Origin of the sequence: Candidatus Sulfurimonas marisnigri (assembly GCF_015265475.1) — a bacterium.
Taxonomy (GTDB): domain Bacteria; phylum Campylobacterota; class Campylobacteria; order Campylobacterales; family Sulfurimonadaceae; genus Sulfurimonas; species Sulfurimonas marisnigri.
The window spans coordinates 1,106,155-1,132,561 of record NZ_CP054493.1 but is presented as its reverse complement, the minus strand read 5'-3'; the positions used below and the strand labels follow the sequence as shown (position 1 = coordinate 1,132,561).

General features: G+C 31.0%; 23 protein-coding genes. 4 read left to right on the top strand and 19 right to left on the bottom strand.

Features of this window, described 5'->3' with window-relative positions:
- Nucleotides 1–95 precede the first annotated feature (95 nt).
- Nucleotides 96–1,382, top strand: a complete 1,287-nt coding sequence (locus tag HUE87_RS05690) for a tyrosine-type recombinase/integrase (RefSeq protein ID WP_194367755.1) — start codon at nucleotides 96–98, stop codon at nucleotides 1,380–1,382.
- An 18-nt stretch (nucleotides 1,383–1,400) separates the two neighbouring features.
- Here HUE87_RS05690 and HUE87_RS05685 read toward each other — a convergent pair whose 3' ends face one another.
- The 15 genes from HUE87_RS05685 to HUE87_RS05615 all read right to left on the bottom strand — a co-directional run bounded on the left by HUE87_RS05685 (nucleotide 1,401) and on the right by HUE87_RS05615 (nucleotide 22,738).
- Nucleotides 1,401–2,054 (bottom strand): hypothetical protein, encoded by a 654-nt coding sequence (locus HUE87_RS05685; protein WP_194367754.1) that lies wholly within the window; start codon nucleotides 2,052–2,054, stop codon nucleotides 1,401–1,403.
- Between the two features lie 136 nt (nucleotides 2,055–2,190).
- Nucleotides 2,191–2,697 carry a condensin complex protein MksE gene (locus tag HUE87_RS05680; RefSeq protein ID WP_194367753.1) on the bottom strand — a complete coding sequence of 169 codons (507 nt, stop codon included), beginning with the start codon at nucleotides 2,695–2,697 and terminating at the stop codon, nucleotides 2,191–2,193.
- Nucleotides 2,697–3,869 carry a hypothetical protein gene (locus tag HUE87_RS05675; protein ID WP_194367752.1) on the bottom strand — a complete coding sequence of 391 codons (1,173 nt, stop codon included), beginning with the start codon at nucleotides 3,867–3,869 and terminating at the stop codon, nucleotides 2,697–2,699. Before HUE87_RS05675 ends, HUE87_RS05680 begins: the two co-directional genes overlap by 1 nt.
- Complete coding sequence (locus HUE87_RS05670; RefSeq protein WP_194367751.1) at nucleotides 3,866–4,666, bottom strand: DUF2220 family protein; 801 nt, start codon at nucleotides 4,664–4,666, stop codon at nucleotides 3,866–3,868. The genes HUE87_RS05675 and HUE87_RS05670 overlap by 4 nt, the downstream gene beginning before the upstream one ends.
- Entirely contained in the window at nucleotides 4,654–7,260 is a 2,607-nt protein-coding gene (locus HUE87_RS05665) for a hypothetical protein (protein ID WP_194367750.1), read from the bottom strand. Before HUE87_RS05665 ends, HUE87_RS05670 begins: the two co-directional genes overlap by 13 nt.
- Before the next feature lie 79 nt (nucleotides 7,261–7,339).
- A complete protein-coding gene (locus tag HUE87_RS05660) occupies nucleotides 7,340–8,824 on the bottom strand; it encodes a DUF2779 domain-containing protein (protein WP_194367749.1) in 1,485 nt (494 codons plus the stop codon).
- Nucleotides 8,825–8,850: 26 nt separating this feature from the next.
- Nucleotides 8,851–9,069, bottom strand: a complete 219-nt coding sequence (locus HUE87_RS05655; protein ID WP_194367748.1) for a KTSC domain-containing protein — start codon at nucleotides 9,067–9,069, stop codon at nucleotides 8,851–8,853.
- 20 nt (nucleotides 9,070–9,089) lie between these two features.
- Nucleotides 9,090–10,841: an ATP-dependent nuclease gene (locus HUE87_RS05650; RefSeq protein WP_194367747.1), complete on the bottom strand. Its 1,752-nt coding sequence runs from the start codon at nucleotides 10,839–10,841 to the stop codon at nucleotides 9,090–9,092.
- 16 nt (nucleotides 10,842–10,857) lie between these two features.
- Nucleotides 10,858–14,433 carry an SbcC/MukB-like Walker B domain-containing protein gene (locus HUE87_RS05645; protein WP_194367746.1) on the bottom strand — a complete coding sequence of 1,192 codons (3,576 nt, stop codon included), beginning with the start codon at nucleotides 14,431–14,433 and terminating at the stop codon, nucleotides 10,858–10,860.
- A complete protein-coding gene (locus tag HUE87_RS05640) occupies nucleotides 14,430–15,617 on the bottom strand; it encodes an exonuclease SbcCD subunit D C-terminal domain-containing protein (protein ID WP_194367745.1) in 1,188 nt (395 codons plus the stop codon). The genes HUE87_RS05645 and HUE87_RS05640 overlap by 4 nt, the downstream gene beginning before the upstream one ends.
- A gap of 3 nt (nucleotides 15,618–15,620) precedes the next feature.
- A complete protein-coding gene (locus HUE87_RS05635; protein ID WP_194367744.1) occupies nucleotides 15,621–16,790 on the bottom strand; it encodes a GIY-YIG nuclease family protein in 1,170 nt (389 codons plus the stop codon).
- A complete protein-coding gene (locus HUE87_RS05630) occupies nucleotides 16,783–18,702 on the bottom strand; it encodes a DEAD/DEAH box helicase (protein ID WP_194367743.1) in 1,920 nt (639 codons plus the stop codon). The genes HUE87_RS05635 and HUE87_RS05630 overlap by 8 nt, the downstream gene beginning before the upstream one ends.
- Nucleotides 18,703–18,718: 16 nt before the next feature.
- Nucleotides 18,719–19,879, bottom strand: coding sequence for a DUF2971 domain-containing protein (locus HUE87_RS05625; protein ID WP_194367742.1), 1,161 nt, complete (start codon nucleotides 19,877–19,879; stop codon nucleotides 18,719–18,721).
- Nucleotides 19,880–22,519: a DNA methyltransferase gene (locus tag HUE87_RS05620; RefSeq protein ID WP_194367741.1), complete on the bottom strand. Its 2,640-nt coding sequence runs from the start codon at nucleotides 22,517–22,519 to the stop codon at nucleotides 19,880–19,882. It lies immediately after the preceding gene.
- 72 nt (nucleotides 22,520–22,591) lie between these two features.
- Complete coding sequence (locus tag HUE87_RS05615) at nucleotides 22,592–22,738, bottom strand: hypothetical protein (protein WP_194367740.1); 147 nt, start codon at nucleotides 22,736–22,738, stop codon at nucleotides 22,592–22,594.
- A gap of 66 nt (nucleotides 22,739–22,804) precedes the next feature.
- Here HUE87_RS05615 and HUE87_RS05610 point away from each other — a divergent pair, with 66 nt between their 5' ends.
- Both HUE87_RS05610 and HUE87_RS05605 read left to right on the top strand, forming a co-directional pair.
- On the top strand, nucleotides 22,805–23,734 hold the full coding sequence (locus HUE87_RS05610; RefSeq protein WP_194367739.1) for a helix-turn-helix transcriptional regulator: 930 nt from the start codon (nucleotides 22,805–22,807) through the stop codon (nucleotides 23,732–23,734).
- Between the two features lie 62 nt (nucleotides 23,735–23,796).
- Nucleotides 23,797–24,399, top strand: a complete 603-nt coding sequence (locus tag HUE87_RS05605) for an HIRAN domain-containing protein (protein ID WP_194367738.1) — start codon at nucleotides 23,797–23,799, stop codon at nucleotides 24,397–24,399.
- Here HUE87_RS05605 and HUE87_RS05600 read toward each other — a convergent pair.
- Genes HUE87_RS05600 through HUE87_RS05585 form a run of 4 tightly spaced genes read right to left on the bottom strand, consistent with a single transcriptional unit; the run spans nucleotide 24,385 to nucleotide 25,836 of the window.
- Nucleotides 24,385–24,594 (bottom strand): hypothetical protein, encoded by a 210-nt coding sequence (locus HUE87_RS05600; RefSeq protein WP_194367737.1) that lies wholly within the window; start codon nucleotides 24,592–24,594, stop codon nucleotides 24,385–24,387. The genes HUE87_RS05605 and HUE87_RS05600 overlap by 15 nt on opposite strands.
- 11 nt (nucleotides 24,595–24,605) lie before the next feature.
- Nucleotides 24,606–25,208, bottom strand: coding sequence for a mobile mystery protein B (locus HUE87_RS05595; protein WP_194367736.1), 603 nt, complete (start codon nucleotides 25,206–25,208; stop codon nucleotides 24,606–24,608).
- Between the two features lies 1 nt (nucleotide 25,209).
- Entirely contained in the window at nucleotides 25,210–25,590 is a 381-nt protein-coding gene (locus HUE87_RS05590) for a helix-turn-helix domain-containing protein (RefSeq protein WP_194367735.1), read from the bottom strand.
- Between the two features lie 36 nt (nucleotides 25,591–25,626).
- The gene (locus tag HUE87_RS05585; RefSeq protein ID WP_194367734.1) at nucleotides 25,627–25,836 is read right to left on the bottom strand and encodes an HTH domain-containing protein; all 210 of its coding nucleotides are present in this window, start codon (nucleotides 25,834–25,836) and stop codon (nucleotides 25,627–25,629) included.
- Nucleotides 25,837–26,043: 207 nt separating this feature from the next.
- Between HUE87_RS05585 and HUE87_RS05580 the strand changes: the two genes are divergently transcribed.
- A complete protein-coding gene (locus HUE87_RS05580) occupies nucleotides 26,044–26,367 on the top strand; it encodes a hypothetical protein (protein ID WP_194367733.1) in 324 nt (107 codons plus the stop codon).
- Nucleotides 26,368–26,407: the final 40 nt, after the last annotated feature.

Here is a 26,407-nt window from a genome sequence, read left to right as displayed (position 1 = left end):
CAACTAGATATAATAATTTACATATAACTATAAAAATCCCTACTTTTTTTGTAGTTTTTAGTAAAAAGTAGGGATTTAAAAAAAAGGTGCTATTTATGGGCGTTTTAGAGCATAAGCCAGTAAAAATCAAACTAAATAATGGAACAGCTTCTGGAATGTATATTTTAGTTAATGACAATGAAATCAAATATACTAAAGATAATGAAACGAAACCACCAAATAGAAGTTACAAGATTGAAGTAGCTGTGGAAGCAATGCATAATCACAAAAGAGCTAGAGGCAAGGAAACGTTTACAATTGCTAAAGGTACCAGTATTGCTAAAGCTGTTGGATCATTACTTGGTAAGCGTGAAGAGATGAAAAATACTCTTAAATCTAAAGGTACCTTGAAAATTGAAAAGAAGATTATTCCAAAGATAGATACTAAAGATAGAAAGTTCAAATCTGTATATGCTGCTTGGATAGCTCGTAAAGCCATTGAGGTTAGTTCTAGTACTGTTAAAATGTATAACGGTTCCTACAATGCTTCAATCAAAAAACTTGATAATAAAATCATTGACGAAATCACTGAAGATGACATTCAAAACCTTATTAATGAGATGATTAACAAAGGGAAAAAGCCTAAAACAATCACTATAGTTAAAGCCGTACTAAAACCATTGCTAGATACAAATGATGTAACTCTAAATTGGAAAAAAATCATATTGCCAAAAATAGAGCCTAAACAAAAATTTAGTGGTGATGATGAACAAGCCAAGCTCATTGCTAAAACATTATTGGAGTATAAGCATCCAATAGCTAGAGGTGTATTTACATTTCTACTCAGCGGTAGAAGAGTAAATGAAACCATGCTGATGGAACATTCCCATATTAACTATAAAAAGACAGAGCAATACCCTTATGGATCTTTTAGACTGCCTAAAGAAAATACCAAAACTAACACAGAAGTCACTTATGCCTTAACTCCCCTACTTCTAAATGCTATAAAGATACAAAAAACCACTACTGGTAAAATTTTTGATTTAAAAGCAATATCAGTACATTATCATTGGAGACTTGCCATGGAAAGCATTGGTGTTAGCAATATGGTTATGCATGATCTTCGCTCAATGGTTGCAGTTGTGGCACTACGAAATGGTGCAGATATCTATGCTGTTTCTAAAATGCTCTCTCATAAACTGCTAAGTACTACACAAGCAAACTATCTTAATGACAATACAGAACAAGCAATAGAAGCTCAAAACACTTTTACAGCTGTTATAGGCACATCAAATGATGCTATAGATGTTGAAATAATTGAGACTGAATATGAAACATTAAAAAAACTATACCCTAATGCTTCAGATGAAAAACTATATAAAATTATAGAGATGATGAAGTAAGCTCTCATCTCCTATATTTTAGTTGTCTTTTTCAGCTTCTTCTTTTAAAAACTCTTCATATGCAGCAGGTCGTTTAGTACTAAAATGTTTCATTAAGTCAAGTTCATTTTCGTTTATAAAACTTTCAAAATCGCTACTAGGTTTCACTGGATTATTTGTATCTGAACTTTCACTATTTGATGGACTCCAGTTTTTAGCATATGCTTTTTTTCTTATTTCATTAGCCCAATCTTTATCATCAATTTCAAACTCTATATATTTAGCACACTGTAGCAACTCAGCTTTTGTTTTTGATTTTTCAACTGCAAACTCAAGTGCTCGTCTAGCCATATCCTGTAATCTTAAAATTTGTTGTACATTTATCATTTGAGTTTTTTCTATTTCTCGCCTATGAGAGAGCATTTGATTATATATTTCATTCATCATCTTATCCTCTGTTTCAGCCTCATTGTCTAAATCTTCTTCTAAAGTGCTTGATTTAGAATCGAGATAAAGATTTTTAAATTGCATATAACTGTTGAAACTATTAAAAAGTCTACTATAATCCATTGTATCGTGTAAAGTCTGTCCAACTACAACTAGCAAAGAATGCACGTTCATGCTTTCAAATTTTTCCTCCATTTTCTCTATCATTTCAAATGCATCATCCATCTTTGTTCGATTGTTTTCCATATTATCTCCATTGTATTTATATTATTTTATCTAAAAAAAACTCTAGTAAGCATACTAATACTGAAAAGTCAATTGAAGCTAAAGGCACTTTTAAAAAAAATATTAATGAAGCAGTATTAATGGATTTAAAGCATATCTATTCTAGTTCTGCGATCTCTTTAGCTGCCTCTAAAAATATATTTATAGCATTCGTAAACTTGATACTTTTCTCATTATCAAGAATCAACACTAAATTTCTAGATGCAGCATCTTTAAATAGTTTATCTATGTTAATCCCTCTACAGCTATCTTTAAAACTTGATTTTTTAATAAGTTCTTCTATACTTCTAATAGTATGCTTATTGTCTAATTCTGTATATATATTTTTACCTTCTCTATTAAACTCCCAAGATATAACTGCTAAAACCAACATAATATTTCTAGAAAACTTTTCACTCGTGATACTTGAAATAACATAGATAATTTCTGTGTTTTTTACTAACTCATAATCATAGGATTTTTGGAAAAAATCAATGTAAAACTCTAAGTTATCACTTATAACTTCAAACAACTCTTCATTATGTAGAATGAACTTACCGTTTAGCAAATTTTTAACTATCTCAAAATGTTTCTCAGGGTAAACAAAACTATTATTAACATTCATTACAATACCTTTTTTATGCCCACTATTGGCACATTCATTATTTTATCTTCTAATCTTATTTTTTCTCTCTCGTTATCAGCATATGTGGCTTCGATTTTTCTATTATGTATTAACTTAGATAGCTGAAGAAACATCTTAGAGTCAACCATCTCTAACTCTTGTGTTAACTCAGTATAGATCCAATTATAAAAATTATTTACCGGTAGTGCTTCCTCCAGCTTCTTAAGATATTTTGTTTCATCGTACATCCATTCTTTCTTTACGGTTTCAATACTCTGCATGACAACATCTTCTTGTATCTCGTAATACCCGTCCCATATATCTTTAGCATCCCAAATAGCATCTTTAAAATAGACTTTGTTATTTGTTTTTTGTAATAGTTTGGGCACTTCATACTTTTTATTATTTCGAAGAAATAAACTAAAACCACTCAATAGAACACTCTCAGACTTTATCCTCTCTAAAAGCGGTCCTACCTCGTTAATCAACAGCCGATTATTATTCTGAACTTCACGCTCTACTCTACAAAAAGCTGTATAAACTTTTGTATATAGTCTTTGCACAATAATGTCAGTATTTAAAAACCGCTGCTTATTCGCTTCTTCACTTATATCTGCAATGATAGACATAAGTGAGTCGCTATGGTTTTGCATAATAATATTAAATGGCTCAAGATATAAACTAGATAATTCAGAAGCTTTTTTCATCTTTTGTTTATAGTTTAATTTATCACTATTAACTTTGATGTATCTTGTTTCTTCTATTAGTTTTTTAATATTTCTTTTGAGTTGGCTCTCAAATTTACTTATCTCTTTATCTAACGATTTTGTATACTCTATAACTTCATTTTTACTTTTTGAGCTCTTTAACTTTGTGTACAACTCAGTTAATGAAAGATGATACTTAGATATTTGCTCTGGCATATCAAGCGATGTTTCATCTAACAAACTCTCAATTAACGTGTACCAAACCTCTTTTATCTTTATAGATTCATCAACCATCTCTTCTAAAATGTCATATTCAAAAAGTTTATCTATTGTCGAGTCTCGATCAAATATAGTTTTTAGCTGAGAATGTGTGATGGATCCATACTCTTTTTCTAGTTTATAAATTACTTTTATTTCGTTGAAAAAATTACTAACAAAAGCAAGAATTTGTACTGGTTCATTCATACTGTTTCACTTATAACAACTTGCTGTTCTAAAAAACGGTTATGTTTATTCAATTGCTCTCTTATTCTCACCACCTCACTAATCGTAGAGTTCTTTACTTTTTCATAAATTGTATCTTTTGCTTCCCTTTTCCTAGAAAACTCATTATAAAGCATGTCGTAATTATCTGGAATATAAATTTCACACTTAGCAAACACCTCTTTTGCTTTTAAAAATTCATTTAGACCTAAAAAATCATAATCTCCAAAGTGTAAATATTCATCGCATTCTATATTTAACAGCACCTCTTTTCTAGGCAATCGACCATAAAAATGTATATAAGTGTACTTATCGCCTAAGATCTTCTCAACCTCTAAAAAAGGCTGTAAATTTTCTACAAAACATATTTTGCTAGCTTTTAGTGTTTGAAAAACTGCACTAAATATATTAAAATCTTGTGTTGCATGCTTTAGATCCAACTCCCTGTCGTTAAGTGTGATTTTTTGAGTACCTCGTATGAATATAACTCTATCTTTTTTTAATCCAGTTGCTTTAGTGTCTCTGTACTTTAACTGATTATCAACTTCTGTCATAACTTCAATATTATCCCTTGGATATTTCTTATTATAAAAAGCATCAAATTTATCCTGCTTAGATACTTCATAATAGTACCCTCGTCCACTATGAACTTTATTAATAATTTTAGCTTCCAATAAAACATGGAATTCAGATGAAGATGCTACAACTTTTGGAATCTTATTGGCGGCTCTTCCATTTAATTGTAAATTGTTATAAAAATTAAATTCTACTTTTCCCATAATATCGCCCTATTCTCATCCACAACTATCTGACCGTTACTCAACTCTTGTAGGTCATAATACTTTTGAATATTTATTTTCTTATCGGGACTGGCAAAAATAGGTATTAAGTTATTTTCTTTACATATTCTAATTAATTCAGCACTATTGTCATCATCAACTGCACTAAGCTCATCCACATACACTACAAGCTTGTTATCTTCATCCTGAATGATTATATTTTTAATTATAAGGATAAAAAGCATTATCTTCAAAATTTTATCTGTACCTGTTGACTCTATCTGCTTGTTTAAATTAGCTACTTTTCCATTTATGACAAACGCGACATCAAACAAGTCCGAAAGTGTAAATACTTTTGATTTACTAATATAGCCTTTTAAAATATTAATTTGTTCCTCATAACTAGAAGTTTTATTTTCATCAAAGTCAAAGAGATCATCCTTCTTGATATCTGCAATCTGTTTTAAATCATAAATTATATTTTCATTTTTAACTAATTTAATCTCAATAGTTTGAATATTTGAAACTTTGTATTTTTTAAATGCTGTGTTAGCAGAAACAATGTACTTTTCAAAATCTTCCAACTCTCTTAAAAAAGTTTTAGTTGGGGCACTGATTTCATTAGTAATATTTTGAATAAGTTCCGAAACAGTATTTTCTTTATCTTTAATAGTGTCAATTTCCTCTTCCACTTCTTTTATAAAATCATTCTCTATAGCATGCTCTTTTTGTAAAATATGTTTTAAATCACGAAAGGTGCTATTTTTAGCATCATTTAGTTTATTTAGTTCTTTTCTAAGAGTTTTTATCTCTTCAGCCAACTCATCAATTGTTTTATCAGAGCTGTTCTCTATGTTTATGTTTTCTAATTCTTCTAACTCATCTTTAAAATTCATGTGATATGCATTTAATACAGCTAATCTTTCTTTTGATATTTGTTCTTTGTCTTGTTCATTTTGAACCAATAACTCTGCTGCTTCCAAATTTTGCTTGTTTTCATCTGCTTTAGATGTTATTTCTGATAGTCTTAAAGTTAAACTTTTGCCATCTTCTTCGAGAGAAGTGATTTTATTCAGTATATCAGGAAGCGTACTTATCTCTTTGATTTGATTTACAATTAGAGAAATTTCTTTCTCTAGTCTCTGTATCTCTGCTTTGATGCCATTATAGTTTTCAATATTATTTTTAACTTTTGCATATTTTTCTATCGATAACTCGACTTGTTTCAACTCTTGCATTAAGCTTTCTATTGTAATGAAATCAACTGCTTTTATACTCGATATATCAATCTCACCATCAAAAAGTTTTAGAGAGCCATCACTTATACTTCTAACAATCTCTATGATATTTCTCTTGTCTAATTCAAGAACATCTTTTGATAAAACACTACTAATTATTCGTTTAGCATCTACATCTTCTGATATATGATGTATAAGTAAATTCTCATAGTTTTCTATTTGTTTCGATAGCTTTACTTGTTTAATTTTTGTACTATTTATTAAACCATCAATCATCTCAAGTGTGTAGTTCTCTTGTTTTATTTGCTCTAAATCATACTTCTTTTTATCCATTTCACTGTTCAAATTTTCTTGTGCTATTCTAAGTAAACCAATGTCATCATACTTTAAAATTTTCTCTTTAGTTTTAAGTTCTTTATCAAGACTTATACTTTGGTGTTTCAAGTCTGATTCTATTGTTCCTTTCTCAATACCAATCTTTTCTATATTGTTTTTTAGTGGCAGGATTTTTTCTTTTTCAATATGTTCTATTATACGTGAGGATGATAAAACAATATCTTCTAACTCTTTCTTTTCAGCTTGATATAGAGATAAAAAATCAGAGTAGCTCTGTACAAGAACAGAACTTTTCACGATAAATTCACTGACAATATTTTTAAAATAAGTAAACTCTTCTTTAATATTTTTTAATCTTTCTATCACTCTTTGTTGCTTTTGCATACTTTGAATATTGTCGTTATCTATATTTGTAAATTCTCTTTTTATTTTCTCTCTATTATCAGATACTAAAAGTGATTCTTTTACTGCATAATTATCTATCTGGGTTATATCTAACAGATACCTATACACCCTACTAAATACGTTTTGTTTATTTTCTTTTAACCACAGTACCGTCTTATCTCGTTTAGAGTGCCCATATAAAAGAGTTTTGTATTTTTTATTGTCAAGTTTAGAGATATTTCCCAGTAAGTTTTCTTGGATTGACTCAAATTTTAACAGTTTAGAGTTCTGTATAATTTTATCTTTTATCTCATCATAGGATGAGTCTATCTTATAGTATTCAAGGTCATTGTTTAAACCTCTTTTCATCAAGATACAAAAATACCCATCTTTATATATTTCAAAAAGTATATAATTTTTATCAAGCTTTTTAAAATAAAAGTTTAATGTCTCTTTTGGGGTATGATCAAAGTTCCAATCTTTTTGACTTGGTAAATATAGGAAATTAAGTACACTAATTAATGTCGTTTTTCCTAAATTGTTTCTACCTACAATTTGAATGGACTCTACATCATTTATCGTAATAATCCCTTGTTCATATTTTGCACAATTTAGTAAAACTATCTTAGTTAACATATCTACTCCCTTTAAAAGTATAAATTATCAATATTGCTATAGTATCTACTTGTTACGAACTATGAGTTCGCAACAAGTATTATTCTATTACTTTTTTTAGTTTTTTAAGAACTTCCACCATTGCTAAAGTATCAAGCTTACAGTATTCAAGCAGAGCCGTTCTAGTGTCTGCTTTTTCTTTTGGGCTCATACTAGGAAGTTTTGGAAAGGCATTCATTGCATCACTACCGTTTTGAATACCGTTTAAACTTTTATATGCTTCTGCCATTTCCGGCACTAATGATGGTAATACATACTTGATAGAATAGCTTCCTTGCATTTCAGGTGTAACATAGTATTTCTTTTGAAAAGGGAACATTAAATCTTTTGTATTTTCATTAATAGAAAGTAGATGATCTGTAAACTCTGGAAAACTCTCAGCTAATTTAGCATTTACCCCTTTTTCAAAACTCATGTTATAAGCTAAAACTGTAACGTCAATAGGAATATCTTCAACAAGCCTCTTGGCCAATTCATAACGAGGGTCAATACCATCTTCACCTAAAAACTCTTTATGTTCTATAATCCCATCAGAGTGCTCTATATGAAGCGAATACTGAAATGGTATCTGTTGGTATGGGCTAATACCTTTCCACTCTGGAATAGCCTGTTGAAATGTCTCAAAATCAAGATGATAAATAGGATAGTTCAGTGTGTTAAGAAAATCTTTTATATTCTCTTCATCTACAAAAGTTACTTGCTCTTTCCAGTTTTGAACTTTTTGCTTTTGTATAGCGGTCATGGCATAACCGTCAGGAATATCTTCTATATTAACTATGCCTTGTTCATAAAGTTCTATCTGCTTCTTACTGCCAAGATTAAAAATATTGAATAATGAATACTCAGGTATATTTCTCTGAACTCTCCAACAGTACTCTTTTGCATCACATTCGTAAGGCTTATTACAATGACTCCCAATATCAATATCTGGTTCATTATCTCTATCGGCTAGATATAATTCAAACTCCTCAAGTCTTTTAGGAATATCTACTTGCAAAGTATTTACTTCATCACTAACATCTACAATCTTAAATAGTCCATTTAAATCAAGCTCATCACCTCGAACATAAGAACTGTCAATATGTACGACATTACTACTGATTACACTGTATCCAAGCTGTTTAAGTACATACAACTGTATCGAAACATCATGCAAATAAATATCTTTAACACTACTAGAACTTTTTACTTCATATATCTCTAATCCATCAGGAGTCACTTTTAAAACATCTACTAAAACTAAGATTCCATTATAAAGAAAAGTAGCTTCATAAATATACTCTAAGCCCTCCTCTATCCACTCTTTAGTAGTCTCTACCATACCGTTAAAATCATCAGGATTATAAATGACTTCTTTTCCATTTGGGAAAAGTTTACACGCCAACTCTCCAACAACATTACCGGTTTCAAATCTTGCTAATGCAGTTGCATCTGGTGGTGTAAGTACTTCTTTATTGTACTTTTTTAACCATAGTGCTTTTGGACATTGGATGGCTTTTGTATATAGGGATTTAGAGAGGTTCATTATTTTCCTTGTAAAATATATGTTACTTAGCTTATTCTTTCATATTGGTAAACATTTTTAAAATTACGATTCAAGTATGATCCAACAGATGTAGCATTCTTAAGATTGTTAAATTCAGAGTTGGGAACACCTTTGTAAGTATATAAACTTCCATTCAAAAATTTCACACATACTATCTTTAAATCTTCATCATAACCAACACTCTCCACATTGGATGATTTTACATTAATCATTTCATTACACATTTTTTATCCTTTTTAATTTATTATGAAAAAATTTCTATGATTTTAGTTTCTAAACTTGTTGATACAATAAACTCTTCTTTACTTATTTCTTCAAGAGCAGTAAATGGTTTACTTGAGATACCAGCTGTCATTCCTAATTCTTCTTCAATATCATTTATAAAAACAATACCTTTACCAATACTAGAATCTATAATATCTTCAATTTTAGCAGTATCTCTATCCGCTACATTTCTTGCTTGCTCTTGTTTACTAGATTGATGATCCTTATCATATACAGCAAAATATGGTATTTTAAATTTATTTAATAAGTTTATATAATAAGGGATATTTGTTTTAGAACCACAATTAATTAATGTATACTCAAATTTGAAAACATTTAATTTTTTAGCAATAAATGGAACTATTGCTTTCTCTGTTGCACCTTCAACTAAAATTACTTTTTTTGCAAAAAACAATTCCGCTCTATCTGGATTTACCCAAGATAGTAAATTAAAATTTTTCTTTTCATCCCCTACAAATATTTCATCTTGATATTGTGTGATACTAGTTTCATTTGTAGTTGCATCCTTTCTAACAATAGCAATTGATTTATAGTTATCTAAACTAATTAAGGAGCTTGAATGAGTACATAAAATAACTTGACTATCGTTAGATAAATTAATCAATGTATCTAACAATGCTCTTTGTGCTTGTGGATGAAGATATAATTCTGGTTCTTCAAAAATAAAATATGATGACTTAGATGCTTGTCTATTAGGTCGTTCTTCATCAGGTATTGACAATACATGTTCTGAAAAAGTTTTTATTAACGAAAAGGTCATTGCTCTTTGTAGCCCATGCCCTTTTCTATTAATATCAGTTTTAATACCGTCATGTATCCAAATATTCACATCAGATTTAAATACATCATCAATATTAGGAGGAAGAATTTCAACTTCTAAATTAACTCCCCATTCTCTTAAATTATGTGAAAGTCTATTCTCAAATTCATTTAGTTCTACCGGTCTATCTTGATTATCTGTACTATCTTCATTATATTTTTTAAACTTGTTAAATTGTGTATTAATTTGAGTTTTGATACTTGAGATATCTGCATTAGATGAAGTTACAAGTTCTATTACTTTTGAGTATAATTTTGTAAATACACTTGTTTTATTACTAGATAAATCTTCATTTATACTTTTTACCGCTGGAATAAAAAAGATTTCACCGAACATTCCTTGTGCAACATTTTTTGCACCTAAGAAATTAGTTTCTTCCAATTCATATACAAACTCTATACTTTCTCCATTATCTGCAATATATTGTTGTTGTGCATCTTGGATAAGGGCAATTGTTAGCCTTCCATCAGGTGGAAGATAATCATAAAAAGGTAGTTCTAGTGCGGTTTCTCGACTTCTATAGTTAGTAGCATTAGACTCTTGTAGGTATTCATTTTGAGGATTTTGAATATAACCATTGTATTCAAAACTACCATTTCTATAAGCAGTTTTTCTCACTAAAATTTCATTCTCTATTGTTAAATACTTATTAAAAGTTACTTTATCATCGTCATCTAAATCATAAAATAATATTTCTACATAAAGGTCATCTGTACCATCAAAAAAATCTAGGTCTTGTATCTTTATTTCACCAAAGAAAAAAAGTATTGCATATAAAATATTTGATTTACCATGATTATTTTGCCCTATGAACATCATTAAATTTTCAAAACTTATTTCAACATCTATAATAGATCTAAAATTTGAAATCTTTACACTTTTAATTTTCATTTTTTTCCTTTAACTTCTAAATCTCAACAAAACTAGTCCCATCCCCATTAGGAACAACCTTTATCTGTAAAGGTATACGCTCTTTTAGAGCTTCCACATGCGAGATAACACCAACCATTTTTCCACCACTTTGTAAAAGGTTTAAAGCATTAAGAGCCGTTTCTAAACTATCTTCATCCAGTGTTCCAAAGCCCTCGTCTAAAAAGAGTGAGTCTATGGCTATCTTTTGGCTCGCGAGTTCTGATAGACCAAGTGCTAATGCAAGGCTTACGATAAAACTTTCCCCTCCAGATAAGGTACTTACAGGACGGACAACATTGCCTTGATAAGCGTCTATAATCTCAAGCTCTAAGAGTTTATCTTGAGTTCTTGCTAAGGTGTAGCGAGAACTTAAAATATTTAGGTGCTGATTTGCTAGATTTATAAGCTGATCTAGTGTTATACCTTGTGCAAACTTTTTAAATTTTGTTCCATCTGCTGAACCTACTAGTTCATTTAGTTTTACCCAGACTCTAAAAGACTCTTTTTTCTTTTCTAGAGATGCTATTCTCTCTTTATGTTTATCACTGTTTTCCTGATTAAGTTCTAACTCTTTTTTATCACTTCCTATACTCTCGGCAAGTGCATCTGCTTTTTGTCCTAGCAAAGCCTGTAAAACTTCTAGCTGTTCTATTGGTTTATCACTGAGAGGTTCTTTCTCATGTTCTTGTAATTTTTTTATAGTCTCTGCTTTAAGAGTTTGCGTTTGTTTATATCTGTCTTCTATTGTCTTACACAAAGTAGACAATTCTTCTCTCTCATTTTTATCAAGCATTGCATTTTGCAGTTCCTCTGCATCTTTAAAATCATTTTGCTTATAGAGTTCTTCTAGTTCAGCTCTTAATATATCTAGCTTTTTCTCATCTTCAGCTATTTCTATTTCTAGACTTTTTTTATTAGCTAATCGCTCTGCACTCTTTACTTTAAGTTCATTTAGAGCAGTTTTACATAGCTGTTCTCTTTCTTGCGCCATTTTATACTTGGTAGTAATCTCTTTTTCATGAACATCCAAATCAGCTACATTAAGTATCTCTATTCGCTTAGAAGATAACTTAGCAAGATTTAGCACCAACTCTTTTATATTCGCTTCTATTAGTTCAATTTCTTTCGCTAATAAAGTGGCTCTAGTCTCACTCTCTTTTTTAATTACACTGCATTTATTTAACTCTATATCTAATACTTTTAAAGCCTCTGTCATTTCTATATAAAGCTCTTTTCTACTTACAAGCTCTTTATACTGAATATCTAATTTTTCTAGGTCTAGTTTTAGGTCAAACTTTTCTAAATCTAACTCTAAACTTTTTAGATACTCTTTGATTTTTACTTCATTAGATTTTACAGCTAAAATCAGCTGCTCTTTTTCACTACTTAGTTTTTCTAAAACACTTTTTATCTGCTCCAATGACTTCTCTTGGACTTGAAGTTGTTTACCCGCGCTATCTCTCTGTTTTAGTAGTTCATCTTTTTGAATACGGTTTTGCTTTACAATATCGAGTTTTTTAGTAAGTACTTCCTCTTTTTCCCCCAGTTCTATTTCACTATCACTTGTAGGTTCAAAGGAGTATTGTTTAAAAAGATTCTTAAGAGTCTTTATCTCTTTGTCTAACTTTTGAATTTCAAGTATTGATGTCTCTTTTTTTGTTTGTGCAATACCAAAGCGTAACTCTAACTCTTTAAGAGCCTTCTCTTTATCTTCTAACTCTTTAACTTGATTTGCTATCATCTGCTTAGTTTTATCTATATGAACTTCGTTTAAACTATTTACAAATGGATGTTCTGTAGAACCACACAGTAAACAGGCTTCACCATCAACAAGATTATTTCTATCTTCTTCATATTTTTTAAGTAGTTGTTCTTTTTCTTGTTTTTCTCGAAGTGTATCTATATGCTTTTTTATTTCGTTTATATACTGCTGAGAAACACTTTTTGTTTCCATAAGAGAATTTACCAGATCACTATATTTGTGATGTTCTTCAAGCTCTTTATCTCTGTTTTTGGCAATCTTAGTATAACTTTCTAATGCTCTTATTAGAGTTTGTGTATCTTCTAAACTTTTTTTACTGCCCTCTTCTATTTTAAAGTCATTCAGGCTATTTTGCTCTAGTTGTGTATATACAAATTCTTTCTCTTTAAAAATAGAAGATAGTTTATCAACTTCCTCTTTTTTCAGATTATAGTTTGTCTCTTGAGTAAGAAATGTACTTCCAGAGGCTTCCAACTTACCCTGGTTGTTAGTAAGGCTTTCTTTCTCTTTTTTATACTCTCTGATATTTTGCTCTATCATCCCAATTACAGATAATAGCTTCTCATCTTTAGCATTGGCAAGAAGATAAGATTTTTTAGTATCCGCTTCTTTTTGTATATCGTTATGGTCTTTAACAATTGAATTTAGAGAATTTGTTATCTGCGTTAAATTCTCTTGCTTACCCTTTAGTAACTTCTCTTCTTTACTAAGGTTTATCTTTGCCTCTTTCTCTTGCGTTTGTATTTCACGAGCCTCTTTTAGCTTCTGATTCTGTGCTTCAAACTCGACACTATCCTTTTCAAACTCTTTTTTTATAACAGAGTACTCTTTATCTTTGTTCTTTATATCTTCATCTAGAAGAGTAAGTTCTCCAGTAAGTTTCATTGCTGTTGTTTTATCTACAGATACACTCTTTTGAAGTTGCGTGTAAGATGAAAAAGTAGCAAACACGTTAAGCGCTCGATTTGCTAGAGCCAACTTAAGAAAGGAATTTCTACTCTCCTCTTTTAGCTTTGCAACCTCTTTGAACTCCTCTTCATATCTTTTACTATCCTTTCTAAGCTCAGAAAGTCTTTGTAGCCAGTTTAGAGATAACGTAAGCTTTTTCAATTCTCCATCAGTCTCTCTTTTTTTAGCAATATTTTCACTAAGTTGTTTTTGCTTCTGTTTAACGACTGTCTTGTCTAAAAGTTCTATCGATTCCAAGATTTTTTGATCAGAATCCATCTCTTGCTGAAAGCCACGATGTTTTTCAAATATAGCAATAGAAATATCCGCATATATCTGCGTTCCCGTTATCTTTTCAAGTAGTGCCGAACGCTCTTTTTCATCAGCTTTTAAAAAGGCATCAAAGCCACCTTGAGCAAGTAGCATAGACTGAGTAAAACGACCAAAATCTAAACCTGACAGCTCTTCTATCTTTTTAGGCACTTCTCTAGATTTTAAAGGTAAAATTTTGTCTTCTTCTAAATCGATAAGTTCCATTTTAGCTGTTTGAAATGCACCATCATATTTGTTTCGTGCTCTTTTTTGTGTCCATGATGAACGATATGTTTTACCTCTGATTTCAAACTCAACTTCACAGTAAGCTTCACCAGAGTGTCGTGACATCAAATCATTTGGATTTTTTAGTCTTGCAGTTCGTCCATATAGAGCACAAGAGATGATATCAAGTATTGTACTTTTCCCAGAACCTGTTGGCCCTGTTATCGAAAAAAGAGCACTATCTTTTGTGAGCTCTGCAAAGTTAATCTCAGTTATGCCTTTTAAAGAATTAATATTGAGAGATTTTATTGAAATTATTTTCATGAGTTTTGAACCTCACTAACAATCTGTTTAAAGTTAACTACAAGTTCTTTTACAAAATCTTCATCTTCTAGTCCATCCTTTTCCATACGACGCTCAAATACCTCGAAAGGGTTGAGTTCATCCAGACTTATTACATCAAAATCTTCTTTATGAAGTGCTTTTTCTGTTTTATCTATCTTAACTGCTAAAAGTATAAGTTCTAATTCTTCTGCTTTGTCTCTTATGACTTGGTTAGCATGGAAAGGATTTTCATCATTGAGATGGACTTCTATCCATGTATTCTTATCTTCGACAGACTCAAAGTCTTTTAAAATAGATGTAACATCTCCACGCAAAACTAACAAAGGTCTATGAAGTGGTATATCTAACTCAGTAACTTTTATAGTTTTATTCTCAAACTCTACGATATTTACTTTTTTCTGTGATGTTGACTCACTAAAACTAAGAGGTATTGGAGAGCCACAGTAACGTACATGTTCACATCCAACTTTTTGGTTAATATGAAGATGTCCTAAGGCTACATAGTCAAAATTTTTACTTAGAAAATCACTATCTATATCTAAGGTACCACCAATATATATTTCACGTTCTGATTCACTTGTTTTACTGCCAACTGTTGTTAAATGTCCAGTAGCGATAATAGGTATATTTTTCTTATCCGCAACTATTAAAGCTTCTTTATAAACATTATTATAATGTTCTTTAATCCCATGAGTGAGTGATGACTCTTTATCATTCATAGTTTGGGCACTTACTGATTGACGGACTACATAATCACGTAAAAATGGAACCGCACAAACAATTCCCTCCAGTTTACCTTTCTTGTAAACTTCAACAACTTCATTTTCATTTTCATCACCACTTGTAATGACATGAATGTTAAGTGCTTTTAAGAGTTGCTTAGGAGCTTTTAAAGTAGCGATAGAATCATGATTGCCAGCGGTAATAATAATATTTTCACATGAAGACAAAGAAAGTTTTGTAAGAAAATTGTAGTAAAGCTCTAGTGCATAATTAGGTGGTGTACCTGTATCAAAAATATCTCCGGCAACAATTAGAACATTTATATTCTCTTCTTCTATAGTCTTTAGCAGCCAAGTTAAAAAAGCCTGATGTTCTTCTTCCCTACTTTTCCCCATAAAGCTTTGTCCTAAGTGCCAATCAGATGTATGTAATATTTTCATCAACTACCTACTCACAATATCTTCATTAATAGAATCATATCGATAGTTCACAATATCACGACTGATGATAAGCTTTATAGCTTCATCTATAATAGCCAATGGAGCAAAAAACCATTCTCTGGGTCTATGTATTTCTCCATTTTCATCTGCGATAGTCACATCTAAACAACTATTACCAAAGAACTTATGCATCAAACCTTCTAAATGTTGTGCATCATAATTAAACACTTCAATATCTCGGAGTACATGTACTGGAGCCATTAAATATGTAGGTTCATTAACAGAATTTTTAATTCTTTCATTTACAGGTACTGTTGAAAAACCAATTTTATATAAATCTTTTTTTGTACTAATTCTATCATCAGTACTTAGGGACTTTAAAACATATATATGTCCTCTTGAGATATCATCATGAGTAATCCCTTTTAGTCTATCCATCACTCTTTCTTCAAGTTCTGTAACCATTTTTCCACTATCTCTAAGTCTTTTTCCAAGAGATCGAAGTAGCATGTTAGATTGTGTGCCATTTTCAAAGATAAGAGTGGTTCTTCTGTTGATCTTACCACTATTTCCTCGCTTAGGTGCTTCTATATCAGCTATATAGAGTAGTATTCCATCCAGTACACAAAACACTCCAATATCTAGCTTACTCTCGATTGAATCTACTATACGTCTTTTCCCAGACTTCAAATCCTCTTGACATGCTATAAATAGATGCTCATACTTATCAAAATCTTCGCATCTTTCTCGCCTAGCTACCATGTCAGCTTCTGCTCTATCTTTATCAAACTTAGGTACATTTTTTAAAGTGAAAATATCTTCATCATCATTATCAAATATACCTAGTTCGTCATTAGCAAAAATATCATCGATAGTGTTTATCTCAACTTCTGATTCACTAGATGAAAGCAAATCAAATCTGTCATATTTTTGTAGTGAAGCTTTTTTATCAGGATTTTCACGTATTCCTTTTAATCTAGAAAACAGTCCTCTCTCGTTCATATCTGCAGATTTATCTGGCTCACGGTTATTTGTTTCGTAAAAAGTGTTTATCTCTTCAAAAGATGCTATTAACCTGTCATCAGCTGTAACAACTGGATTCTTTACTTTTATATCTAAGATGCCTGAAATATCACTAGCAAAAATATCATCAAGTATTGTATCTTTATCCATTAGCTCGTTTTCTCTTCTCTTCTTTTAGATATATGATACACTCAGCCATTCTTTTTTCCAGTGGATCATTAGATTTTAACTCTGGCTCTTTACCATGCTTTTTTATAAAAGTTTGAATTTTAGGCCATAGTATCTTTGCTTCATCTATATCCATTTTGATTCTAGTTGATTCTATAGACTCCTGTATAAGTTTTAGAACGCCTGTAGTTACCGACTTTGAAAGTATCTCATAGGCTTTTTGGAAAGGATTTATCTTATTTATTAAGTCAATATTCAAGTCTTCTATATTAATAAACTTATCTGCCATTTTTACAAACTTCTTATCCGCAGTGATCTCTAACTCAGGTGTCACAAAATCTACTGCTACTCTTTGAGCTATCTCTTTTGCCTCATCCTCTGTTATATCAGGGTATTTGTTCATTATTATCTTAGGTATTATCACTGTATTTACCACTTCAGGATCGACACCTCCTGTTACTATTTGTGGCATCTTTTCATCTTGAAGTATCGCTGCTTTTATATCGTTTAGGTCACTTTCTATAATATCACCAATTCTTTTTCTACTTGGTTCTTTTATACCCATACGACTAGCTATCTCACCTCTTGTTTTTAGATCTAAACCACTATCAAATTTAGCTTTAAACTTAAAACTAGGGGCTAATACTTGTTCCATGAGTAATGATGCCGTTATGGCTTTAAGCATGTTATTTACAGATACTTTTACTTCATCATTTTGTGCATCTGGTTGAGCTATAAGATTTGTAAATTGTGCATGATTTTTATTATTGCTATCTCTTGTAGCTCGTCCTATAATCTGTATGATTTCAGTCAGTGAGCTTCTATATCCAACAGTCAGTGCATGTTCACAATATGGCCAATCAAAACCCTCTTTTGCCATTCCTAATGCGATAATCAAATCCATATCATCTACACTCGTCATGTTACGTAAATATGTTGCTAACTTATCTCTTTCTTTTTTATCATCATTTACAAGGTCTGCGACTTTTAAAAGCTTTCCATCTCCATGTCTTTTAACTATCATTACACCATCTTCAGTAGTCTCTTCAACAGTACCAATAATATCTAAAATAGTTCCAACTTCTTTATACTTATCTTTAGTGGATTCACCGGCATTTACATTGGGAATGTGCAGTATGGTTTTTTTGTCAGTATCTAGTATCTCTTTAATAGCACTCGTATATCTACCTTGATAAAAGTGATACCCTATACCGAGGGATTTTAGAAACTCATATCCATTTAATTGCTCGTAGTAGTTATAAGTTACTTTAGTAAATCTAGCTTCATCTTCTGGCATAAGAACAGGTACACTGTCCCCTCTAAAATATGAACCAGTCATAGCTACTATATGAACAGAAGATTTTTCCATAACTGAGCGAATAAGTTCACCAAGTATATTTTGTCCATCAGCTGATACATGGTGAAACTCATCTATTGCTAAAAGTGTGTTGTTAAATTTTGAGTCATCAAGATGATCAAATGCAAATCTTAGTGTGGCATGCGTACAGATTAAAATTTTCTCATCACCAGAGAGAAACTCTTTAAATGCTTCCACTTTGCTTGTAGACTCTTCGGAAGTACAAAGGTTGTATTTTTCATTAACTTCCCAATTGGCATAAAAGCCAAAAGACTTTAAATCGGTAGCTCCAAAGGAACCACCGATTGATCTTTCAGGAACTGCAACTATAACTTTTTTTAGTCCTTGGTTTATAAGCTTATCAAGTGCTATAAACATCAATGCTCTTGATTTACCAGAAGCTGGTGGTGCTTTTAATAGTAAGAACCTTGCATCTCTTTGCTCATAAGCTTTCTCTTGCATATCTCGCATACCAAATTCGTTTGTTGATTTACTTTTTCCAGTTTGTTCGTAACTTACTTCTACTATGTTTTGCATATGCTCTCTCTTTAATTTATCTGTATGGTATTTCTGACACTCTAATTTCAATATTTTGAAACCCAAACATCTTGCACCGTTCATTTAGCTCACTAATAACTTTTTTTTGATTTTCAACTTTACTCCCTAGTATAATACTTTTTATTGGTAAGTTTATCTTTGATTTTTCATCTAGATTGTAATAATTTTGATATGACATATCATGTGCATCAGTTGAAGTATAATAGCTTTTATCATTAAGTTTTTTCATTTTTAAATTAAATTTATGTTCTTTTATAAAATCACTGTCAAATCTATATAACCATCGAATTTCACGTTCATCTTTAAATGATGGATGTTTAAAAAATGAAATAATTTCTTCAATTGTTGTTATAAAAAACTTTTCTAACATTTTTTTTCTTTCTTTCTTTGAAACCACTTTTCCATCAAAGTTATAATGCTCCTTTGATTCAGCTAACCATTCTTTTGTATTTTCATATATTGAAAAGGCATACTGTATTATTTTTCGTTGAATATCTTCTTCATATATCACGGGCATTAGTTTCATAAATTCAGCATTTCTATACCAAAAATTTTCTCTAGGAATGCAATCAAATTTAGTATCAAACTCTATTGCGACACCTTGTGCTTTGTCTGCATATCTATCAAAGAGTGTTACATTATTAATTTCATAAGAGAATGAGGAGATAAAATAATTATTTGTTTTCAGGTTATCTTCTATCTTTAATCTATCACGATTAAATTCATCAGTAATTTTTAAACCATGCTTTATTTCAACTTTATCATTAGTACATTTCCATTCAGTCAGCCACAATTCATTTGATTCTAGTATTTTATTCAAAGTATCCAATGTTGTATAATGATAAATACTATCTGATGATTTACCCTTGATTATTTGAAATACTTCATCATATATAATATTACTGATATATATTATTAACTCATCTTCTCTAATCCAAATATATTTATTCTCTCCATTGAAGCCTTTCCAACTTTTCCTTATATATATTATTTTATTAGAGTATGGGATTCCATTATCAATAAAAGTTTCTGACTGTAATCCATGCTTACAATTTGGATGAGGACAAGGTAGTTGATCACTGATATAAATATTTTTATGTTCTTTGCATTTGTTGAAACCAAAGTAACTATTTATTTCAGGTATGTTATCTTTCAATTATTTATTCTCACTTACAGTCATCTCTTCATAAAGTTTAAACAGATATTCAAGTCTTTCTTCATCATTTTCAAAAGGTTTATTTCTGTAGCATTTTTCTATGGCTAAATCTAATTGATGATGAGCTTCTTTTAAGCCTTGTGGCATTTTATCTGGATCGTACATTTGAGCCAATGTTTTTTCTGTGTGTTGCTCTCTTTCATCTCGTATATTAAGTACAAGTTCTGTTATTTCTTCTTTTTGTTTTTTGTTAATATTTGGGAATGGAAAAGTGTTGTAGCATAATGTATTAGAATATTGCATATCCATTTTCATTCTTCCAGCAACAGCTCTCACCCAAAGGATATGCAAATTAGATGAAAGTAATCCCATTATCCAAATTTCTGCATCATATATGATTCTAACAGCATTTGAAACAATAGTATCCGAGTTAATAAACCCTATAGGTAAATATTTTCGTCGTTCAGAGCCTGTTTGTGGGATTACTATACTTGTGCGCCTAGTTGAAAAAAAGTCTCTGAACTGATGAGCAGAATTAGCAAGATTGTTTGCGCCAGAGTCTCTACTAGCCAACCGAAACTGTCTATTACTCTCAATACGATCTCTAATAAACTTGAACTGTTGAGCTTCTTCTAAGTCAGAATCATTTATCCATAAACAGTACCTATTTTGTCCACTCATCAGTTCACTAGCACCTAATAATTTCTTCAAAAACTTATTGGCGTTAGGTTCTTTTTCCAATAATTTATTTTTATCCTCTTCACTTAAAATCAAGTTACCACCATCAACAGGCTTATTTCCAGAAACCATTGATGGTAAAAAAGAAATTGAGGATTGTTTTTTTTCAATGATTATATTGTTACTGTTTACTAAATATGCATTAATATTTTTCACTTCATGCTTAATAGTATTAATAAAGAGAAATTTCAATTCTTTAGATATATTTCTAAGACCAATAACAACAACACTAACTCCTGCATTACCTTTTGCATTATTAGTCCATTTGAAAGACTGATAAGCAAAAAATATTTCAATATTCTTCTTGAAGATATTTGGCCATAGCATCGAAACTTGTTCACCTTGACTAACTGAGTTGGTTGAAACAAAGGCAAGCTGAGCATTTGATTTCTGAATATATTTAGCACCTTTTAAGAACCAGCAAGCAATGTAATCAAGATTCTTAAAGTTATTCAAACCATCAAAGACAAACTCTTTATCTGCTTTTTGTTCTTTATTCTGCATGCTAGACCCAAGATATGGAGGATTACCAAGTATATAAATCTCATCCCCATCCACTTTAGGACAAACTTCTTCCCAGTCAAGTCTTGTGGCATTACCCTGAACTATATTACCACCATCTTGAAGCGGTAATGCAGGAGGAACAGTCCCAAACTCTTTTTTAAACAACATATTCATTTGGTGTTCAGCCAACCAAAGAGAAAGTATCGCGACCTCATGAGCAAAATCATCTAACTCTATTCCATAAAATTGTGTTAATTTAATACTTGGAGAGATTAACAGTCCACCCTCTTTAAAAATCAACATTTCTAATGTTCTAAGCTCTTTATATGCAATAATCAAAAAGTTACCAGACCCACAAGCTGGATCAAATATTTTAAGGTTTTGAAGTCTTAAATGCAGTAAGTTTAACTTTTTAGTATTGCCTTTTGCTTTTTCAAACTCTTCATAAAGCTCATCTAAAAATAGTGGTTGCATCACTTTCATAATGTTTGGAACTGAAGTATAGTGCATACCCATATCACCACGATACTCATCTTTTACGACTGCTTGTATCATCGAACCAAAAATATCTGGATTGATTTCTGACCAATTTAAACTACCAATCTCTAATAAAATGTTTCGTGATTTCATCGTAAAGGTAGGTATAGTAAACTTATCTCTAAACAATCCACCATTTACATATGGAAAAGCTTTAAGATACTCAGGAAGTGAAGCATCTCTATCTTTTTCATCGGTATTAAACACATCAAAAAGCCTATCTAAGTAAGTACCTACATCACTACCATTGGCTTGTGTATGAGAAGAGATTGAGTGAGTAAAGATATTATCTGTAAATATATCAGAATCTTCTGCGAAATAACAAAAGAGTAATCTTGTTAAAAATACATTTAATGCATGCACATCTTCTTCCGACTCTATATGATTGTCTTTTAAAATTTCATCATATAGTTTTGCCATCTTCTCAGATGCTTTAACATCAGCGGGGTTTTCTGCTTGATGAGTGGACTTCTCCATACCAGCCCAAGGTAAAAAGAAGTCGTAGTGTTTTGTAAGGTCTGTTAGCTCTATATCTAAGGTATCTGTAGTTTTTGTGTCATATGCAAGTAGTGTTTTATAGTCAGTAACAATGATAAATCTAGGTTTCTGCTTTAGAGTTGCACTATCATTTCTTAGTTTATCAACAGTTGAATGTAAATGATCAGTGGCAACTTTGAAAAACAGCTTTTTTCTGTGTGTAAGTTCGCCCTTACTTTCAAGCTGATTCAGATCTCCCTTTCTCAATCTGCTGATAGTAGCTTTAGGTTCACCATATGCTAATAGTAAGTCAAATATAAAGTCATCTTGTGAAAAATTACCTATTATATTCTTTATATTTTGTTCTATCTGAGTTATTGTCATTCACATTTCCTAATAATTTAAAATATTATACAGTTTCTTATTTAAAACATACTGTAAAGTACTTATCAAATTTTATATATCACAATCATCATCCCCAAATAGAAACCCTAGCCCAATCATCGCAAATATAAATGTAAATGGATTACGAAGTGCTACACTTCCAATGGTAAATACTGACCAAACTAAAATACCGATAATTATAAAACCAGGTAGTTCCATTTTCAAATCCTTTGAAATTATTCTATAATACTTCTTAGACAACATAATGTCCGTTTAGGAGAAAATATGGCAGCACTTCACGATTATGACAAAATACTTACTAGATTAACGATCATTTTACAAAGACTATATGAGGGGGAGAGTTTATCGGTTAGTGATTTATCAGAAGAATTCAATGTATCTTCTAAAACTATACAGAGAGATTTTAACGAAAGGCTTATAAGATTTCCAATAGAGAAAGATGGACGTAAATGGCGAATGCAAAAAGGCTACAACATTACTAAAGAGCGTACACCTGAAGAGATGTTGGTAATAGAGATGCTTGAAAATATAGCACAAAGTATCGGTGCAGGTTTTGGTTCAAAAGCAAAACATCTTTTTTCTAAACTTCAAAATCATTCCAATAACCCTATTTATTCCAAAACCATAATAGAAGATATTTCAGAGAGTTTAGAGCTATTTAACAAGATAGAAAAGGCCATCGCAGAGAATCTAATAGTAATCTTTAACTACAACGATAAAGTCCGTCATGTAAAGCCATATAAGATAGTTTCTTTTGAAGGTTATTGGTATCTGTACGGAGAAGAGATCTTAACAAGTAGTTTAAAAACATTTTATTTTAAAGATATCACTCATTTAGAAGTTACGGATGAAGTATTTAAACCTGAATCAAGAGCCCATAATATACTAGAACGTTCTATAAACGCTTGGTTTGAACCTAACAACGAGTACTTTGAAGTTATACTAAATGCGTCTTCTGATATTGCTAAGTATTTTGAGCGAAGACCGATAGCTACTACACAGCGTATAGTTAAAATATATAGTGATGGAAGCATGGACATTGCACTACTTGCTACATCTGATAGAGAAATACTTCATGAAGTGAAAAAATGGATGCCAGATCTCATTGTTGTTTCTCCAAAAGATCTTGCACTTAAAGCAAAAGACAATGCTGATAAATTTTTATCAAGGCAGATAGAACATCTGATTAAATAATAAAACGGACATAATGTAGTCCAATACTTTTTCTATACTGTTAGATATAGAAGGAGTCTATCATGATAATAAATCTATCACTAGAGAGCACATTTAAATCAATGTATGAACAGACAGACAATAAGCTGTTGTATAAACTAACTAAACAAGGTCAATCTCATAAAGAGTATAAATCCATACGAAAATACTTTCTAAAAAAGATAAAAGACGGCGATATCAATACCGATGATATCCATAGTTTTATGGAGCTTTACAGGCTACCAACCAAAAGTTTACTTATAGAACAAAAAAAGCTTTCAAAAATCACAGCTAAACTGTTTTTGCACTATCTAAAAGAGATAAAACTGCCTGACAGTTCTTTTGGTGTATGTCTTGGTGAATTTTATCTTGCAGGAACTCAGTTCATCGACAACATGAGTGAACTTATACAAAGTCTGCAAATCAACGATAAAGTAGTGGTAGTTAGCGAAAAGAATAATCCATATGATAACAGAGCTGTTAAAGTACTTACAACTGACAATATTAAATTAGGCTATCTTCCAAAAAAGATGAACTATACACCATCGTATATCCTTGGTAATGGTAATGAGCTTTTTGGATTTATTAAAAAGTTAGAGTGGGATAAAGAGAGATTTTCTATAAAGATAATGCTATATCTCAACTAGTCTAGCTACTTCAGTTCCACACTTCTCACATTTACCTTTTAAAAGCAAGTCTTCTCGACTTATTGTTGCTGTAAAATCAATAATCTTCACTGTATCTTTACAGCTGGAACAATAAACATTAGAAAGTATCTTTGCCTTCATATCATCTGGAATCTGATTAAACTTTTCCATAGCCTTTTTATCAAACTTTATCATTGATACTTTCCTCAATAAGTACTACGATGCATAGCAATTAAACTGGTGTAGTTCCCACTATCAGCTTCTTTAAGCGCTTGTATATACTCGTCTCTATTAGGATTCTCTTTTGAGAGTAAGTCCTCTTGCCACTTTACAGGGAGAGAACCATTCTGCCTAAGATATATGTTCGCCAACATTCTAGACCAACGACCATTACCATTTTTATATGGATGTATTTGAACAGCTCTATGGTGTATACGAGTAGCTATTTCGTAGATATCAAAGGTTTTATTCTTGTCCCAGTAAGCGATATCATCTGATAGCTCTTTGAGTGCAGTTGGAACTTGATAAGCTTTTATGCCGATAGAGAGTTCTACTTGTCTAAATTTACCTGCCCAATCCCATACATTGCCAAACATCTCTTCGTGAAGTGAAGATAGCCATTCATAAGAAAACGGGGCTACCTTTTTAGATGGTGGGGCAGATAAGTACTTTAGTGTTGCGATTGCAATGTTGTTAGCTTCTGCAATATATATCTCTTTGAGGGTGTAAACTTTATAACTTGGCAGTTTTAGTCCTGATATATCATCAAGCGGTGTAGCATCATCTATTGGCTTTGTAGAGTGTATCATCTTAAGCTACCCAAAGAGTATTTTTATACTCTCCATCTAAAAACTCTTTTTCGTATGTGGCAATAATACGATTCAAACTATCATCCTCTAAGCCTTGCATCTCAAGCGCTGATGTGCCTTGAACTATAGAAGCTAAAAAGAGAGCTTTCTCGTGTGCTCTTTGTTTCTTTAGTTCATTAACAGGTATTTGCTCATTACCAGCAAAATCTAAACCTAGGAAGTTTGTTACATGCTCAATCGTACTTAACTTAACATCTTCATTCTTTAAAAGCCTGTTTATAGTTCTTACACCAACACCACTAAGCTTAGCAAGGTTTTCTACAGTAATACCAAGTTGCTCTTTTCTGTTAATGATTTGATTAATTAAGTCTATGCGTTTCATAACATCTCCTTTTGAGGTATTATGCCACAAGTGGCATTAATTTGTAATTATGTCTTTTTGGATGATTCTCTCTGTTACATCAAACTTTAAGGCTAACTCTTTTGGAGTAAGTTTTTTACCTAAATTTAGCTGCGTGATTATGTATAAAAATCTTATCGCTAGTTTATCTGTTTTATTATCCATGGTAAGAGCCTTCAAATATTCAGTAATCATTCTTTTTCTACCAATAAAATTAGAGGTTGCCATAAAACAGTACTATACTATAGGCTTAATCAAAATGATTTAAAAGAGATTATTAATCTAAATTATATTAATTTTGAATATTCAATCAGTTTTAATATTGATAAATTTAGTAGGGATAAATACTATATAGAGCAAAGAAATCCACTTGAATATATCCAGCAGCAATATACTACAATAAATTCTATAATAACTTTTTATGGAATGAATCTTTTGGGAAGCAAACAAAATTTAAACATACAGATGTGGGAAAAAGAAATTGATGAAGAAATTCATATTTTACTGTCTCACAATATATTAACTTCTCAACTCGCTATAGCAATATATAAGGCTTGTACACTACAGTTTAAAGATAGTAATACTAAAATTGGAAGATATTATTATTCACACCTAGGGGTAAGAAGTAAGACAATGCAACTACCTAATATCTATAATGCAAAATATAAGAAGCCAAGAAGGTTAGCTAAAGCATACGATCTGAATAAAAGTCCAAATATGGACAATTTATTTTATATTAGTCGTAAAAAAACTAAATAACTATATCAACTGGTCTTTTACACTCCATTCTTTAAAGAAC